This window comes from Corynebacterium sp. ACRPS (assembly GCF_022346005.1).
Taxonomy (GTDB): Bacteria; Actinomycetota; Actinomycetes; order Mycobacteriales; family Mycobacteriaceae; genus Corynebacterium.
The window spans coordinates 38,698-53,353 of record NZ_JAKRMY010000006.1 but is presented as its reverse complement, the minus strand read 5'-3'; the positions used below and the strand labels follow the sequence as shown (position 1 = coordinate 53,353).

At 61.6% G+C, this 14,656-nt stretch carries 13 protein-coding genes; 10 read left to right on the top strand and 3 right to left on the bottom strand.

Annotated elements, in window-relative coordinates:
• Window positions 1-9: 9 nt before the first annotated feature.
• Complete coding sequence (locus MHX65_RS04770) at window positions 10-843, bottom strand: dienelactone hydrolase family protein (RefSeq protein ID WP_239269068.1); 834 nt, start codon at window positions 841-843, stop codon at window positions 10-12.
• A gap of 202 nt (window positions 844-1,045) precedes the next feature.
• Here MHX65_RS04770 and MHX65_RS04765 point away from each other — a divergent pair, with 202 nt between their 5' ends.
• The 10 genes from MHX65_RS04765 (at window position 1,046) to MHX65_RS04720 (ending at window position 12,760) form a co-directional block, all read left to right on the top strand.
• Window positions 1,046-3,850 carry an FAD-binding and (Fe-S)-binding domain-containing protein gene (locus MHX65_RS04765; RefSeq protein WP_239269066.1) on the top strand — a complete coding sequence of 935 codons (2,805 nt, stop codon included), beginning with the start codon at window positions 1,046-1,048 and terminating at the stop codon, window positions 3,848-3,850.
• A 224-nt stretch (window positions 3,851-4,074) separates the two neighbouring features.
• Window positions 4,075-5,946 (top strand): glutamine--fructose-6-phosphate transaminase (isomerizing), encoded by a 1,872-nt coding sequence (gene glmS, locus MHX65_RS04760; RefSeq protein WP_005277153.1) that lies wholly within the window; start codon window positions 4,075-4,077, stop codon window positions 5,944-5,946.
• Between the two features lie 111 nt (window positions 5,947-6,057).
• Entirely contained in the window at window positions 6,058-7,155 is a 1,098-nt protein-coding gene (alr, locus tag MHX65_RS04755; protein WP_239269065.1) for an alanine racemase, read from the top strand.
• Entirely contained in the window at window positions 7,145-7,645 is a 501-nt protein-coding gene (gene tsaE / locus MHX65_RS04750) for a tRNA (adenosine(37)-N6)-threonylcarbamoyltransferase complex ATPase subunit type 1 TsaE (protein ID WP_239269063.1), read from the top strand. The genes alr and tsaE overlap by 11 nt, the downstream gene beginning before the upstream one ends.
• 88 nt (window positions 7,646-7,733) lie before the next feature.
• Window positions 7,734-9,323: an aspartate:alanine exchanger family transporter gene (locus MHX65_RS04745; RefSeq protein ID WP_239269061.1), complete on the top strand. Its 1,590-nt coding sequence runs from the start codon at window positions 7,734-7,736 to the stop codon at window positions 9,321-9,323.
• A gap of 174 nt (window positions 9,324-9,497) precedes the next feature.
• Window positions 9,498-10,007 carry a hypothetical protein gene (locus tag MHX65_RS04740; protein ID WP_239269059.1) on the top strand — a complete coding sequence of 170 codons (510 nt, stop codon included), beginning with the start codon at window positions 9,498-9,500 and terminating at the stop codon, window positions 10,005-10,007.
• Complete coding sequence (gene tsaB, locus MHX65_RS04735) at window positions 10,007-10,681, top strand: tRNA (adenosine(37)-N6)-threonylcarbamoyltransferase complex dimerization subunit type 1 TsaB (RefSeq protein ID WP_239269057.1); 675 nt, start codon at window positions 10,007-10,009, stop codon at window positions 10,679-10,681. Before MHX65_RS04740 ends, tsaB begins: the two co-directional genes overlap by 1 nt.
• Window positions 10,678-11,199 carry a ribosomal protein S18-alanine N-acetyltransferase gene (rimI, locus tag MHX65_RS04730; RefSeq protein WP_239269055.1) on the top strand — a complete coding sequence of 174 codons (522 nt, stop codon included), beginning with the start codon at window positions 10,678-10,680 and terminating at the stop codon, window positions 11,197-11,199. The genes tsaB and rimI overlap by 4 nt, the downstream gene beginning before the upstream one ends.
• Window positions 11,199-12,242, top strand: coding sequence for a tRNA (adenosine(37)-N6)-threonylcarbamoyltransferase complex transferase subunit TsaD (tsaD, locus tag MHX65_RS04725; protein ID WP_239269053.1), 1,044 nt, complete (start codon window positions 11,199-11,201; stop codon window positions 12,240-12,242). Before rimI ends, tsaD begins: the two co-directional genes overlap by 1 nt.
• Window positions 12,243-12,331: 89 nt before the next feature.
• Window positions 12,332-12,760, top strand: coding sequence for a hypothetical protein (locus MHX65_RS04720; protein WP_005277173.1), 429 nt, complete (start codon window positions 12,332-12,334; stop codon window positions 12,758-12,760).
• Window positions 12,761-12,771: 11 nt separating this feature from the next.
• On the opposite strand, the gene MHX65_RS04715 is transcribed toward MHX65_RS04720, so the two are convergent.
• A complete protein-coding gene (locus MHX65_RS04715) occupies window positions 12,772-13,407 on the bottom strand; it encodes a response regulator (RefSeq protein WP_239269051.1) in 636 nt (211 codons plus the stop codon).
• Entirely contained in the window at window positions 13,404-14,600 is a 1,197-nt protein-coding gene (locus MHX65_RS04710; protein WP_239269049.1) for a sensor histidine kinase, read from the bottom strand. The genes MHX65_RS04715 and MHX65_RS04710 overlap by 4 nt, the downstream gene beginning before the upstream one ends.
• Between the last annotated feature and the right edge of the window lie 56 nt (window positions 14,601-14,656).

Below are 14,656 nucleotides of genomic sequence, written 5' to 3'. Positions count from 1 at the left end.
GATTAGCTTTTAGTCATCGAGGGCAACGCCGGCGCGCTCGGCTAGGTCATCGCCGATAAAGCTTTCTACCTTCTTCGCGCTCGCCTCAGGATCCGCAAAGCCGTCATAGGCGGACTCGCCGGCGAGGGTGGAGAGCAAGAAACCGGTGACGAGGCCGCGGGCGATTTCGGTGGGGCCGGATTGGAAGGCGCCGGAACCGATAGCCAATTTGCGGAAGCGATCTTCGCTAAAACCGGCCTGCGTGCCCTTATCGATGGCCCGATAGGCCACCTGGCCGCGCCAGTTATAGGCCAGCTTGGCGGGGTTTCCGGCATTGAAAATGTCATCACGCCCAGAGCCAATGACTAGGCCCGGCGTATCGAGGCTGCGGGCGGCCTCGACGGCGGACGGGGCGGTCACGGCGGGATAAATCGCGGCGACGGCCTTGACCTTCGGGTTATCGACCGCGCCCAGTACCGCGGTGCCGCCGCCCATGCCGTGGCCTACCATGCCGAGCTTGCCCGGCGATACGGTGATATTGCCGGTGCCCAGCTTCACCCCAGCGGCGATCTGCAACGCAGATTCCATGTCTGCAGACAGGTTGCGGTGATCGGGGAACATGCCGGTCTCAGAATTGGGGGCGACCACGACGATGCCCCAGCTGGCGAGGTGGCGCAGCGTGGCGTGGTAATCCTTGATTTTGTGCATCCAATCGTGGCCAAAGGCGACGGCGGGCAGGCCTTGGCCTTCCGCAGGGGTATAAACTTTGCCGGTAATACCCGCATAATCGAGGTCGCCAACCAGCACGCGGTTGCGGCCACGCTTCGATAACGTTCCTAAGTGTTTCTTCAAATTCGCAGACACGCATTCTAGGATAGATGAAGATCACCCCGTGCTGGTGGCAAGGGGTGGCGAGTGGCACATGCGGGGGATTCGGGGAGGCCAAAAGGGGTGCGCGGCACCGAAGTTCTATGGGTTGCCTTACTTGCGCACTGTCGAGAAACCAGGCGAAAATGTGCACTAGGTAACATTTTCTATGCTTCTCTGGGAAGGCAGGTCGCCGCATATGACTACCGGCACCCTCACGATCGACCAATTGTTTCCGCAGGATGGACCGGAGGTAAAGACCGGCATCATCGACCGAGTGGCCTATGCCTCCGATGCCTCGCACTACCTCTACACCCCGAAGGCCGTTATTGAAGCGCGTTCGGCAGAACACGTGGCCGCCATTTTCAAGGCGGGGCGGCAGCAAGGTATTCCGGTGACCTTGCGCTCGGGCGGTACCTCCCTGGCAGGTCAGGCCTCCGGCGAGGGTTACTTAGTGGATGTGCGCAAGCATTTCCGGGGCATAGAAGTCCTCGATGACGGCAAGCGGGTACGCGTGCAGCCAGGGGCGACCGTGCGCCAAGTCAATGCGCTTTTGGGGCTGCGCAACCGCAAGCTCGGCCCGGACCCGGCGAGCGAGGCGGCCTGCACCATCGGCGGCGTGGTGGCGAATAATTCCTCCGGCATGGCCTGCGGCACCGAGTTCAATACCTATAACACCTTGGAATCGCTGACCTTTGTCTTGCCTTCCGGCACGGTGATCAATACCGCGGACGCGGATGCGGACCGGCAATTCCAAGCACAAGAACCCGAGCTGGTGGATACGCTGACCCGCCTGCAGCGCCGCGTGCGCGATAACCAGGAATCAGTAGATATCATCCGCCGCCACTTCAAGCTGAAAAATACGATGGGCTACGGGCTTAATTCCTTCCTGGATTTTGATAGCCCCGTCAAGCTCTTTGAACACCTCTTGGTTGGCTCCGAAGGAACCTTGGCGTTTATCGCGGAAGCGGTCTTTCGCACCGTGCACATCTCAGCCCTCACGACGACCACTGTGGCGGTCTTTAACGATCTCTCCGCCGCTACGAAGGCGTTACCTTCCCTGGTGGATACCGGTGCCGCCACCCTGGAGCTGATGGATTCTGCCTCCATTCGCGTGGGCCAAGGATTCGATAAGGTCCCGCAGGCCATTACCGGCTTCGATGTGGATTCGCAGGCCGCGCTGCTCATCGAGTACCAATCCGATGACAAAGAAGAGCTGCGGGAAAAAGAACACAAGGGCTCGTCCCTATTGCGCGAATTGGACCTGCAATCACCGGCGGAATTTTCTGCCGATATTCCCACCCGCACCGCCGCGTGGAACTTCCGCAAGGGCCTGTATGCCCAGGTGGCAGAAGCGAGGCCCTCCGGAACCACGGCGCTATTGGAAGACGTTGTGGTGCCGGTGGGCGATTTGGCCGATACTTGTTCCTCCTTGCAGGAGCTTTTTACCCGCTATTCTTACGACGATGCGGTCATTTTCGGCCACGCGAAAGACGGCAATATCCACTTCCTTCTAACGGACCGCTTCGAAGGCGATAGCGCCATTGGTCGCTATAACAACTTCAATGAGGAAATGGTGGACTTGGTGCTTTCGGCAGAGGGAAACCTCAAGGCCGAACACGGCACCGGCCGCGCCATGGCCCCGTATGTGCGCCGCCAGTACGGCGATGAGCTCTACGAGGTCATGCAGCTGCTCAAGCGCGCCTGCGATCCCGCTGGCACGATGAACCCGGGTGTGATTCTGGACGATGACCCCGATGCGCACATTACGAATATCAAGCTCAACCCCACGGTGGAAGAGGAAATCGACCCGTGCGTTGAGTGCGGCTATTGCGAGCCGGTCTGCCCGTCGAGGGACCTCACCTTGACCCCGCGCCAGCGCATCGTGGTGCGCCGTGCCCGCCAGCGGGCGCAAGAAAGCGGCGATACGCACTTGGTTGCAGAACTCGATGAGGCTTATGAGTACATGGGCATCGATACGTGCGCCGTGGATTCTATGTGTTTAACCGCCTGCCCAGTGGGCATTGATACCGGTAAATTCATCAAGAAGCTGCGCCACGAGAATGCCGGGGCCGCCGAAGAAAAGGTCTGGTTTACTGCCGCCAAGAATTGGCAGTTCACCAGCCGCGGTGCCGCAACGGCGCTCACCGGCGCGCACATGTTGCCGGCGCAGTTGGTCACGAAGGTCACCGATGTGGCCCGCTCGCTCGTCGGCCCCGATACCGTGCCCGGATACCAGCCGGAGCTAGGCAAGGGTGGCAAGTCCCGCGAGCGTTTGGCCGGGCGCGTGGGAGATCGCTATGCAGAGACCGCGGGAATCTATCTTCCAGCCTGCGTAAACTCCATGTTCGCCCCGCAAGGTGAGGGCATGGGTGCCACGGAGGCCTTCATTACCGTCTTGGAGAGGGCGGGGATCGCGCTGGAGGTGCCCAGGGGCATCGAGAAGCTCTGCTGCGGAACGCCATGGTCCTCAAAGGGCATGCGCAAGGGCCACGACATCATGGAGCAGCGCGTGCGCGAGAGCATCATGGAGGCCACAGATAACGCCCGCCTGCCCGTGATCGTGGATGCTTCCAGCTGTACCGCGGGCTTTCAGGAGATGCTGGAATCCATTGGCATTACCGTCATCGATGCGCTGAGCTTTACTGCCGATACGCTGCTACCGCGCCTCGAGACCACCCAGCCGGTGGATTCTATGACGATTCACCCAACCTGTTCGGCGTTCCAGCTCGGCATGATGGGCGATGTTGAAAAGGTCGCCCGGGCCGCGGCCTCGGAGGTGCACATCCCCACGGCCTGGAATTGCTGTGGTTATGCCGGCGACCGCGGCATGCTCCACCCGGAGCTCACGGAGTCCGCCACCCGCGCTGAGGCCGCCCAGGTCACGGAGCTGGGCGCGCAGTATCACGCCTCTACTAACCGCACGTGTGAGCTGGGCATGACCCGCGCCACCGGCGAGGATTATCACCACGTCTTGGAGATGCTGGAGCGCGCTACCCGCTAACGGTCCGGAAGGGAAGGGGCGCGGCTGCTTGCCGATGCCCCTTCTTCTCCCACAACTCGGTCAGTTGCGGCGCGGGAGGGTTGCCCACCGAGGGCGCGAAAACTAGCGGTGTGCAGGCCAGTTTTCAGTAACTATAAACGGCCCGAATTAGTATGCGGCCATAAATAACAGGCCCTTGGTCCAACCCCCGGTTCGTGTTGACCAATGAGGTAGGATTCCTTTTTATGTGTGGAATTGTTGGATATGTTGGTCACGCTAGCGGTGACCGCGAATACTTCGCTCTGGATGTAGTCGTGGAAGGTCTGCACAGACTGGAATACCGCGGCTATGACTCCGCTGGTGTGGCGATGTACGCCGATGGGGAGATTAGCTGGCGGAAGAAGGCGGGCAAGGTTGCTGCCTTGGATGATGAGATCGCAGCCCGTCCGCTGAAGGATTCCGTGTTGGGAATCGGGCACACCCGTTGGGCCACCCACGGTGGTCCGACCGATCTCAATGCGCACCCGCACGTCGTTGACGGCGGCAAGCTGGCCGTGGTGCACAACGGCATCATCGAAAACTTCGCGGAGCTGCGCACCGAGCTGTTGAACAAGGGCTATAACTTCGTTTCTGAAACCGATACCGAAGTTGCCGCGGCCTTGCTTGGTGATGTTTTCCACAACGACGCCGCAGGGGATCTCACCAAGGCAATGCAGCTGACCGCCCAGCGCCTCGACGGTGCGTTTACCCTGCTGGCCATTCACGCTGACCAGCCGGATCGCATCGTTGCCGCCCGCCGCGATTCGCCCCTGGTCATCGGCTTGGGCGAGGGCGAGAACTTCTTGGGCTCTGACGTCTCGGGCTTTATTGACTACACCAAGTCCGCAGTGGAAATGGACAATGACCAGGTGGTCACCATCACTGCTGACGATGTCGTCATTACTGACTACGACGGCAACCCCACCGAGGGCAAGTCCTTTGAGATCAAATGGGATGCGGCCGCCGCTGAAAAGGGCGGTTTCGATTCCTTCATGGAAAAGGAAATCCACGATCAGCCCGCCGCCGTGCGCGATACCCTGTTGGGCCGCTTTGATGAGCAGGGCCAGCTGACCTTGGATGACTTGCGCATCGATGAATCGGTCTTAAAGTCCATCGATAAGATCATCGTGATCGCCTGCGGCACGGCGGCCTATGCCGGCCATGTGGCGCGGTACGCCATCGAGCACTGGTGCCGCATCCCCACCGAGGTCGAGCTCGCCCACGAGTTCCGCTACCGCGATCCGATCGTCAACGAGAAGACCTTGGTCGTGGCCTTGTCCCAGTCCGGCGAGACCATGGATACCCTGATGGCCGTGCGCCACGCCCGCCAGCAGGGAGCGAAGGTCATCGCCATCTGCAATACGCAGGGCTCGTCCATTCCGCGCGAATCCGATGCGGCGCTCTACACCCACGCGGGTCCCGAAATCGCGGTGGCCTCAACCAAGGCTTTCTTGGCGCAGATTACCGCGACCTACCTGCTGGGCCTGTACCTGGCACAGCTGCGCGGCAATATGTTCTCTGATGAAATTCAGGGGGTTCTTGCTGAGCTGCGCAATATGCCGGATAAGGTACAAAGCGTCATCGATGAAGAACAGCAGGTAGCCGGCCTGGCTAACTCCATGAAGGATGCGGAATCCGTGCTCTTTTTGGGCCGCCACGTGGGCTTCCCGGTTGCCCTTGAAGGTGCGCTGAAGCTCAAGGAGATCGCCTACCTGCACGCAGAGGGCTTTGCCGCAGGCGAGCTCAAGCACGGCCCGATCGCGCTGATTGAGGAGGGCCAGCCGGTCTTTGTCATCGTCCCCTCCCCGCGCGGGCGCGATTCGCTGCACTCCAAGGTGGTATCCAATATCCAGGAAATCCGCGCCCGCGGTGCCATCACCATCGTGATCGCAGAAGAAGGCGATACCGCGGTAGAGGATTACGCTAACCACGTCATCCGCGTGCCTAAGGCACCGACGTTGATGCAGCCGCTCCTTGCTACGGTGCCTCTGCAGATCTTTGCCGCGCACGTGGCAAAGTCCAAGGGCTATGACGTTGACCAGCCGCGCAACCTGGCCAAGTCCGTGACCGTGGAATAATCTTCCGGCGGTTCTGACCCCTTTCTCGTCCTTTTTGCACAGGTGGGAGAGGGGTCTTGTGCATATCTGCAGTAAATTCAGCGCGCGGGTGGAAAGTGGCACAATAGTGGCATGCTGAAAACCACAATTGACCTTGCTGCCATCGCGCATAATGTGCGGCTGATTAAGGAGAAGATCGGCCCGGACGTCAAGCTGATGTGCGTGGTGAAGGCGGATGCTTACGGGCACGGGGTAGAAAGGGTCGTGCCCGTGATGCTGGAAGCAGGGGCGGATTCCATTGGCGTCGCCACGCTGACAGAAGCAGTGCGGCTGCGGCGCATGGGGGTGGACTCACCCATCGCGGCATGGATCTGGCAGACGGATCAGGTGCTAGAAGAGGCCCTAGCCTCTGGCATCCAGATTGCGGTCAATTCCCCGGCGCAGGCGCGGAAGCTGGTGGAAGCGGAAATTCCCGCCGAGGTCTATATCAAGGTCGAAACCGGAATGCACCGCTCTGGGGTGGATAAGGCGGACTGGGATGAGGTCTTTGCACTGCTGCGGGATGCCCCGCATATCACCGTCCTAGGCCTCATGTCCCACTTTGCTTGCGCGGACGATCCGGATAACGCCCATAATGACGCCCAGGAAGAAGAGTTTCGGCGCGCCCTGGATGCGGCGCACGCGGCTGGGCTGGAGTGCCCGGTCAATCATTTGGCCAACTCACCAGCCACGCTCTCGCGCCCATCGGCGCACTTTGACCAGGTGCGCGTCGGTCTCGCGTGCTACGGGCTCGAGCCCATCGCTGGGCGGGACCATGGCCTGCGTCCGGCAATGACCTGGTCCGGAAATGTCTTCGGGCTCAAGCCCATCGAAAAGGGCGAAGCTACCAGCTACGGGCGCACGTGGAGCGCGGATAAGCCAGGTTTCCTGGCCACGGTGGATTGTGGCTATGCCGATGGCCTGCCGCGGGCGTACCAGGGCCACCTTCAGGTGGGCATCGGCGGGCGGCTCTATCCCCAGGTAGGCCGGGTGTGCATGGACCAAATTGTGGTGGATCTAGGAGAAAATCCACACGGCATTGCCTCCGGTGATGAGGCCACCATCTTTGGCCAGGGCGGCATGTCTGCCACCGAGCTTGCTGATGCCGTGGGCACCATCAACTATGAAGTGGTGTGCCGGCCCACCGGCCGCACCGAACGCGAATACATAGGAGGGGCCGATGCACAGTAATTTTCCGGAGTCTGGAACCCGCGATCTGGCAACGGTGGAACAAACCCACGCCTGCGGCAAGGAACTGGGCGCCGCGCTGGAAGCCGGCGATGTCGTCATCTTGGATGGCCCATTGGGTGCGGGCAAAACCACCTTCACCCAAGGCATAGCCCAGGGCATGCAGGTCAAGGGCCGGATTACCTCGCCCACGTTTGTTATTGCCCGCGTGCACCGCTCCCGGGTTGGGGGACCGGACTTGGTGCACGTGGATGCGTACCGCCTCTTGGATGAGGGCGGGGCCAATTCCGGCGATCCCTTGGGGGAGCTGGATGCCTTGGACTTGGACACCGAGCTTGCCGATGCCGTCGTCGTCGCCGAATGGGGCGGCGGCCTCATCGAACAGATTGCAGATAGATACCTCTTTATCAGCATCGACCGCGAACCGGCGGAGTTTGCCGGTGCCGATGAGGACGTGCGGCGCGTTAGCTGGTCGTGGCGCCACAATGATTAGGTAGGTCTCATTAATTTGAAGGTATAAGTGATGGATATCTTAGGACGTCAAGTTGCTTTAGGTATTTAAGGTGCGGGATCCTTAAAGGGTGTTAGATCTCCTAGCCTCTAGTCCTCTGCTCGCCCTTTTTGCCATCATGGCCATTGGTTTGGCCATCGGTAAAATCAAATTTTTTGGCATCTCTCTTGGCGCTGCGGCAGCGATGTTCGTGGCCCTCGGGCTTTCTACCGCCAACCCGGATATCCAGATTCCACCGCTGGTGTATCAATTCGGCTTGGCCATCTTTGTCTATGCCATTGGCCTGAACTTCGGGCCGTCGTTCGTCCGCGAATTTGCTACCCGTGGCTGGAAACTGACCGTCTTTATGCTCGGTATGTTGGTCCTGCTCGTGGGCCTGGGCTTTGGACTCATCCGCGTCTTTGGCCTCGATACCGATGTAGCCGCCGGTATGTTTGCCGGTTCGCTTTCGTCCACCCCAGGTATGGCGGCGGTGGTGGATATGCTGGGCAACTCCACCCCGGTCGTCGGCTATTCGCTGGCTTACCCGGGCGCGGTCATCGGTGCGATCCTAGTCGCCGCCATCGGCGCGAAGATCCTGAAGGTAGACCACGAGGCGGATGCCAAAGAAGAGGGGATGATTCCCGCCCCGCTGGTGGCTAAAGGCGTGCGGTTGACCAAAGACTTCCCGGATACGGCAGGGCACCTGTACCGCGTCACCGGGTACACCGTGGTGGCCACCCGCGAGATCTCCGATATGGAGCACCACCGCCTGGCGCACCCGGATATGCCCTTGCGCAAGGGCGAAGCATTCCTTATTAATGGCTCCGAGAAGGACGTCGCCGGCGCTATTGAGGTGCTCGGTGAGGAATATCCCGTCGAGCTCACCCCCGAGGCTGGCTTGCAGTATAAGCGCGTGACCGTGTCCAACCCCAAGGTTGCTGGCAAGCGCATCCGCGATATCGATGCGCTCGAGCACGGTTTTATCATCGCGCGTGTGCGCAAGGGCGATAGCGATGCGGTCCCGCACCCGGATATGGTGTTGAATTACTCCGACCGCGTGCGCGTGGTCTGTAGCTCGCACCACGTGCGCGAAGTGCGCAAGTACTTGGGCGATTCCGAATCGGCGCTTGGCAACGCTGACCTCTTATCCATGTCCATCGGTTTGACCTTGGGTATGTTGCTGGGCCTTATCCCCATCCCCATGCCGGGAGGATCGACCCTGCAGCTGGGCTTTGGCGGCGGCCCCGTCGTGGTCGGCCTATTCCTCGGCTACCTGAACCGCACCGGCCCCATCAATTGGCAGATGCCCTTCCATACCAGGGAAACACTTTCGAACCTGGGGCTGACGCTCTTCCTGGCGGGCGTGGGGACATCGGCAGGCGCATCGTTCCGCGATGCGCTGACGGATCCGTCCTCGCTGACCATCATCGGCGTTGGCTTTATCATTACCTTGGTATCGGCCATCCTCATCGGGGTCATCGGCATGCTGGTGCTGCGCTTGAAGTGGGACGAGGCCATGGGCTGTGCGGCCGGCATGACCACGAACCCTGCCGTGTTTGCTTATATCCGGGGCCAAACCGGTACGGAGCTTGCCGGGCGCGGCTGGGCAACGGTGTATCCAACCACCATCATTGGCAAGATTATCGCCGCTCAGGTGCTGCTATTGTTATTGCTTTAGCCCCGTATGTCCCGCGCTAATTATTCACCCACTGGGTAAGCCGCCTACACTGGCAGGCACTACCCAGTGGGTGAGTGCTTGTTGGCCGCCGAGTAGCCTCGGTAATAGAACTGACAATCACTTCACCATATGTACATATAGGACCCCCTTGACCCGAGGAGCGTTACTCACCCCATGACTAAATTTGCTCGCAACCTAACCACGACCATTATCGCGCTATTTATCATTGTGATGATGGTGCTCGTTGCAGGGGCTACCCTGCGTGATGAGGATTCCCTGGAGGGCAACCTCACCAACACCTTGCAGCATGCCCCGCGGAACCTTGAGGTAATGTCGCTCATTCCTTCTGATGTCTACGGCGCGGACTACAGCGCCATCGGCTTCATCTGCCCGGGCATGGCGGAAGACAAGGTCAAGGAAGCCGCCCCGAACCCTGATGACATCACCTTTGAGGACGGCGTCGTTCCTGAGGGCAAGAGCTACGTCATGGCGCTGGGCCACAGCGTCGATCCCTATGTAGAGGAACTGGATTCCTCCGAGGTTGAGGTCTGCGAAACGATCAATGCGCAGGTTAAGGCCATGGAGCAGCAGGGCCACGGCCTAGACGGCGGGGTTCCGCTGGTTCAGGGCTCCCAGCCGCTGGCCTTCCAGAGCGAAGACGGCGTGTGGAAGCTGGTCGGCTAATGCGCGTCCTGGCCATCGATACGGCGACGACCGCCCTGGTCACCGGGGTAGTCGACACCGAGTCTGGGCAGCTGACGCAGCGCGTTCTGGCCGATACGCGCGCGCATAATGAACGGCTCATGCCCACCATCCTCGAGGTGATGAGCGAGGCCGGCCTGGAGCTCGGCAACCTCGATGCCATCGTGGCGGGCGTGGGCCCTGGCCCCTTTACCGGCTTGCGCGTCGGCATGGCCACGGCGCAGGCGCTTGCCGATGCCCTCTCCATCCCCCTCCACGGCGTCTGCACCCACGATGCCATCGCGCACGCCGCGTTAGCGGGGGCCGAGGAAAAGGACGCGGCGCTGGTCGCCACCGATGCCCGCCGCAAGGAAATTTATTGGGCCACCTACCGCGCGGGGCAACGCCTGGCTGGCCCAGACGTATCGAAGCCGGGGGAGCTTTCTGTGCAGGATATCGCGCAGGTGGTAATCCCTGAGAAGCTGGCCGACCAGCTGCCGGAAGAACTCGCCGCGCTGCCACGCAGCGAGGCCGCACCCACCGCCGAGGGCCTGGTGGCCGTCGCGCGGCTTGACGCGGATCCGGCGCCGTTCGTGCCCAGGTACCTGCGTCGCCCCGATGCGGTCCCGCCCAAAAAGCAGCAGCTTTCTGCGGCCATTCCAGAGGTGCGCCTGTGAACCTCCGCGAGCTCACCCCCGCCGATGCCCCGCGCTGCGCCGAGCTGGAAAAGGTGCTATTTCCCGGTGAAACCCCGTGGACGGAATCGGTATTTGAGCAAGAAATGGCCCAGCCCTTCAACTTTTACCTCGGGGTGGAAGGCACCCTCGATCCCGCAGCCTCAGAAGGCGACGAGGAGCCGGTCCTCTTGGGCTATGCCGGCATCGGCATGATGGGTCCAGCCGCAGATCCAGAGTTTGAAATTCATACCATCGGCGTCGATCCTAAGGCCCAGCGCCGCGGCATCGCGCGCATGATGATGCACAATATTTGCTATATCGCGGACTTAAAAAGCGCGCCCATCTTTTTAGAGGTGCGGGTGGGAAACGATCCCGCCATCGAGCTATACCGTCGCTATGGCTTTAGTATCGAGGGAATCCGCCGCAATTATTACCAGCCCTCCGGCGCGGATGCGCACGTCATGGTGCGCGCCAGCCAGTCGCCACAAGCAAGCCAGCGCGAAGCAAAGGAGCAGTAATGAAGGTCATGGGCATCGAGTCCTCCTGCGATGAGACCGGGGTGGGCATCGTCGAGCTAGATCAGAACGGCCACATGGAGATTATCGCCAATGCCGTTGCTTCGTCGATGCAGCAGCACGCGCGCTTTGGCGGCGTCGTGCCAGAAATCGCCTCCCGCGCGCACCTGGAGGCCATGCCGCAGGTGATGCGGGCGGCGTTGGATGAGGCGGGCATCGATAAGCCCGATGCCATTGCCGCCACCGTGGGCCCGGGCCTGGCCGGCGCCCTGCTCGTCGGCGCTTCCGCTGCCAAGGCTTATGCCGCCGCGTGGGGCGTGCCCTTTTATGGCGTCAATCACCTCGGCGGCCACGTGGCCGTGGCCAACCTCGAGGGCGAGAGCCTGCCGCACTCGGTCGCGCTGCTGGTCTCCGGCGGGCATACCCAGCTGCTCGAGGTCGAGGCCGTGGGAAAGCCCATGCGCGAGTTGGGCTCCACGCTTGACGATGCCGCCGGTGAGGCCTACGACAAAGTCTCCCGCCTCCTAGGGCTGGGTTACCCGGGTGGGCCGGTCATCGATAAGCTGGCCGCCCGCGGAAAACCCACCATCGATTTCCCGCGCGGCATGTCGCGCGCCGAGGACCTGCGCGGCGAGCACCGGCATGATTTTTCCTTCTCGGGATTGAAGACCTCCGTTGCGCGCTATGTGGAGCGCGCCGAAAAGGCCGGCGAGACCATCTCCGTGGAGGATGTATGCGCCTCGTTCCAAGAGGCCGTGGCCGATGTGCTCACCGCCAAGGCCATTCGCGCCTGCGAGGATACCGGGGCGAAGGTGCTCCTGCTCGGTGGCGGCGTGGTGGCCAATTCCCGGCTGCGGGAGCTAGCCGCCGAGCGCTGCGACGCCGCTGGTGTGGAGCTGCGCGTGCCGCGGTTTAACCTGTGCACCGATAACGGCGTGATGATTGCCGCCCTTGGCGCCCAGCTCATTCATGAGAGGGCTGCACCGTCGAGCCTGGGTATTGGCACCGATACGCAACTGGACGTGGAAGAGCCGCAGTTAACCTAAAGTTCTTCTTCCTCGCACTGCGAGGTGGGGGAAGCGGCGGTAACCTTTAACGAGTTCACGCCTTCTCCGCTTTAAAGGAGCTTTCTCTCATGACCGTTGGTTTCCTCGTCAACCCCGATCTCACTCGCCGCAAAATCGAGTTCGAATTAGAACACGCCAACCAGTTCTTGGGCGGCACCACCGAGGATCGCGTCTCCGTCGTCTTTCAAGATGACGGCACGACCTACGCCGCGCTCTATAACCCAGAAGCCAAGCAGGAAGGCGCCGAGCCCAACCCGGTAGCATCCCTAGCGCGCAATGCCGCGGACACTGGAAACTCCGCCTTTTTGCAGGATCCCATCCGCGCTATTAGCGGCCCGGTCATCTTCGTGGATGCAGAGGGCGAGGAGGACTCCATCGATGAGGTCATCGCTTCCGTCGAGCACGGCATCCGCGCGGTGAAAAACTACCGCGAGGATTTTCCTGACGAGTACACGCTCTGGCGCGCGGCGGTCATTAACTCCACGAAGAGCGCGTAAGCACCCCTCCTTTAGCTCTCGGTGTGGCGCAGCCACATTAGCACGGCCTTGACGCGGCGATTGGCGTCTTCTGGCCGAAACCCGAGCTTGAGAAAAACATTGGAGACGTGCTTGCTTACCGCCCCGGCGGTTAAGACCAGCTTGCCTTCGATCTCTTGATTGCTCAAGCCCTGCGCCATAAGCCCCAAAACCTCGCGTTCGCGGGCGGTTAATTGGCTCAGCCCCGTGCGCCGCGCGGAGAGCAGGGCGGTGACCACTTCTGGATCGACCACGGTGCCACCGCCCGCCACTTCTTCTAGGGTGCGTACGAATTCGTCCACATCGGATACGCGCTCCTTGAGCAGGTAGCCGAATCCGCCGTGCTCTAAAAGCCGGTCCAAGTAGCTTGCCGCCACGTATTGGCTGAGCACCACCACCGGTTGCGACGGGTCTGCCGCACGCACATCGTGCACGGCGCGCAGCCCATCATCGCTCATGGTGGGCGGCATGCGGACATCGCTAATGATCAGATCGAAGTCATCGCTGTCCGCGCAGGCGCGCAATTTCTCCGCATCGTTGACGGCGGTCACGCTATGGCCCAGTGTCGTTAACAGCTGCTCCAGCCCGGCGCGCAAGAGGGCAGAATCTTCTGCCAATAAGAGTTTCATCGGGCCTCCTTCAGCGGTAGTGACATGGTTAAGGTTGCTCCTTGTCCTTCTGCGTGCGCGGGGGAGAAGTCGACGCTGCCGCCGAGCGCCGCGGCCCGCTCGCGCAGCCCGGCCAGGCCAGTGCCCCCAGTCGTTCCCGCGGTCTTTCTGGTGTCCGTGCCGGCAGTCGCGTCGGCGCTGGTATCAGCACCGACACGGGAATGCGCGGTGCTAGACGCGCTAGGGCCCCCTCCTGTAGAGAGGCCACCGGTGCCGTTATCGCGGACCCTGAGGCGAAGATCGTCGCCAAAACAGATGGACACGGTGGCGGCGGTGGCCGCGCCGTGGGTGGAGGCGTTGGTCAGCGCCTCTGCTACCGCGTGGTAGGCCAGCAGCGCCGTGGTTTCCCCAATCGATCGCTCCGCGCCTTCGACGTGCAGTTCCGCGTCGAGCCCGCTGTGGGCCAAGAGCTCATCGAGGGCAGGGATGAGGCCGTCATCGAAAAGCACTTGTGGCGCAAGGCCGCGCACGGTAGCGCGCAGGGCGGATAGGGCTTGGGTGGCGTTATGTTCGGCATCGGCAAGCGCCTGCTGAGCCTCGGGCGGGGACTGGAGTTTTGCCGCGGCCAGGTTGAGCTTGAGCGCGGTGAGGTACTGCTGGGGGCCATCGTGGAGCTCGCGCTCGATGCGGCGGCGCTCACCCGAAAAGGCATCAATAAGCGTGGCGCGCGAGGCCGCCAACTCCTGGGCAGAGGGGCTCAGGGCGAGCCGGGTGAGGGAAATGGAGGCCTTGACCAGCAGGCGGTTGAGCACCACCAGTAGGACGAAGAGCACGGCGGCCGCGAGCCAGCACACGACAAAAATCAATGGGCGATTATCGGTGGTCCACTCGCCGACGTTGAACTCGGCCTGCGGAATAAACGGCGCGATAACCAGTACGCCCGCGACAAAACCGACAGAGACCCAGTTGGCAAAGCAGGCCACGCAAATAAGAAGCTGCAGTAAAAGGTGATAAAACTGCTGCCAATCAAACCAACGGTTGGCCCGCCGTGGGGGAATATCAACGCCCATCCACTTCGCACCAAAACGGCCGATAAACTCCGCGGCGCGGGCTACCAGCGGAATCCACGGCAGCATGAGCACCGAAATCACCAGTCCCGGAAGGGCAAGTATTCCGAGGACGAGGCTCCACCCGTTGGCCTTGACAGTTCGCATATCCGTTCAGCCTAGCCGCCGCGCCGGGGTGGTGGCAGTAGAGCTAGCCCCACCAT

Excerpts from the sequence above, each read along its gene's own strand:
- MHX65_RS04765 (WP_239269066.1), top strand. The coding sequence starts at position 1,046 with ATGACTACCGGCACCCTCACGATCGACCAATTGTTTCCGCAGGATGGA.
- glmS (WP_005277153.1), top strand. The coding sequence starts at position 4,075 with ATGTGTGGAATTGTTGGATATGTTGGTCACGCTAGCGGTGACCGCGAA.
- alr (WP_239269065.1), top strand. The coding sequence starts at position 6,058 with ATGCTGAAAACCACAATTGACCTTGCTGCCATCGCGCATAATGTGCGG.
- tsaE (WP_239269063.1), top strand. The coding sequence starts at position 7,145 with ATGCACAGTAATTTTCCGGAGTCTGGAACCCGCGATCTGGCAACGGTG.
- MHX65_RS04740 (WP_239269059.1), top strand. The coding sequence starts at position 9,498 with ATGACTAAATTTGCTCGCAACCTAACCACGACCATTATCGCGCTATTT.
- tsaB (WP_239269057.1), top strand. The coding sequence starts at position 10,007 with ATGCGCGTCCTGGCCATCGATACGGCGACGACCGCCCTGGTCACCGGG.
- tsaD (WP_239269053.1), top strand. The coding sequence starts at position 11,199 with ATGAAGGTCATGGGCATCGAGTCCTCCTGCGATGAGACCGGGGTGGGC.
- MHX65_RS04720 (WP_005277173.1), top strand. The coding sequence starts at position 12,332 with ATGACCGTTGGTTTCCTCGTCAACCCCGATCTCACTCGCCGCAAAATC.
- MHX65_RS04715 (WP_239269051.1), bottom strand. The coding sequence starts at position 13,407 with ATGAAACTCTTATTGGCAGAAGATTCTGCCCTCTTGCGCGCCGGGCTG.
- MHX65_RS04710 (WP_239269049.1), bottom strand. The coding sequence starts at position 14,600 with ATGCGAACTGTCAAGGCCAACGGGTGGAGCCTCGTCCTCGGAATACTT.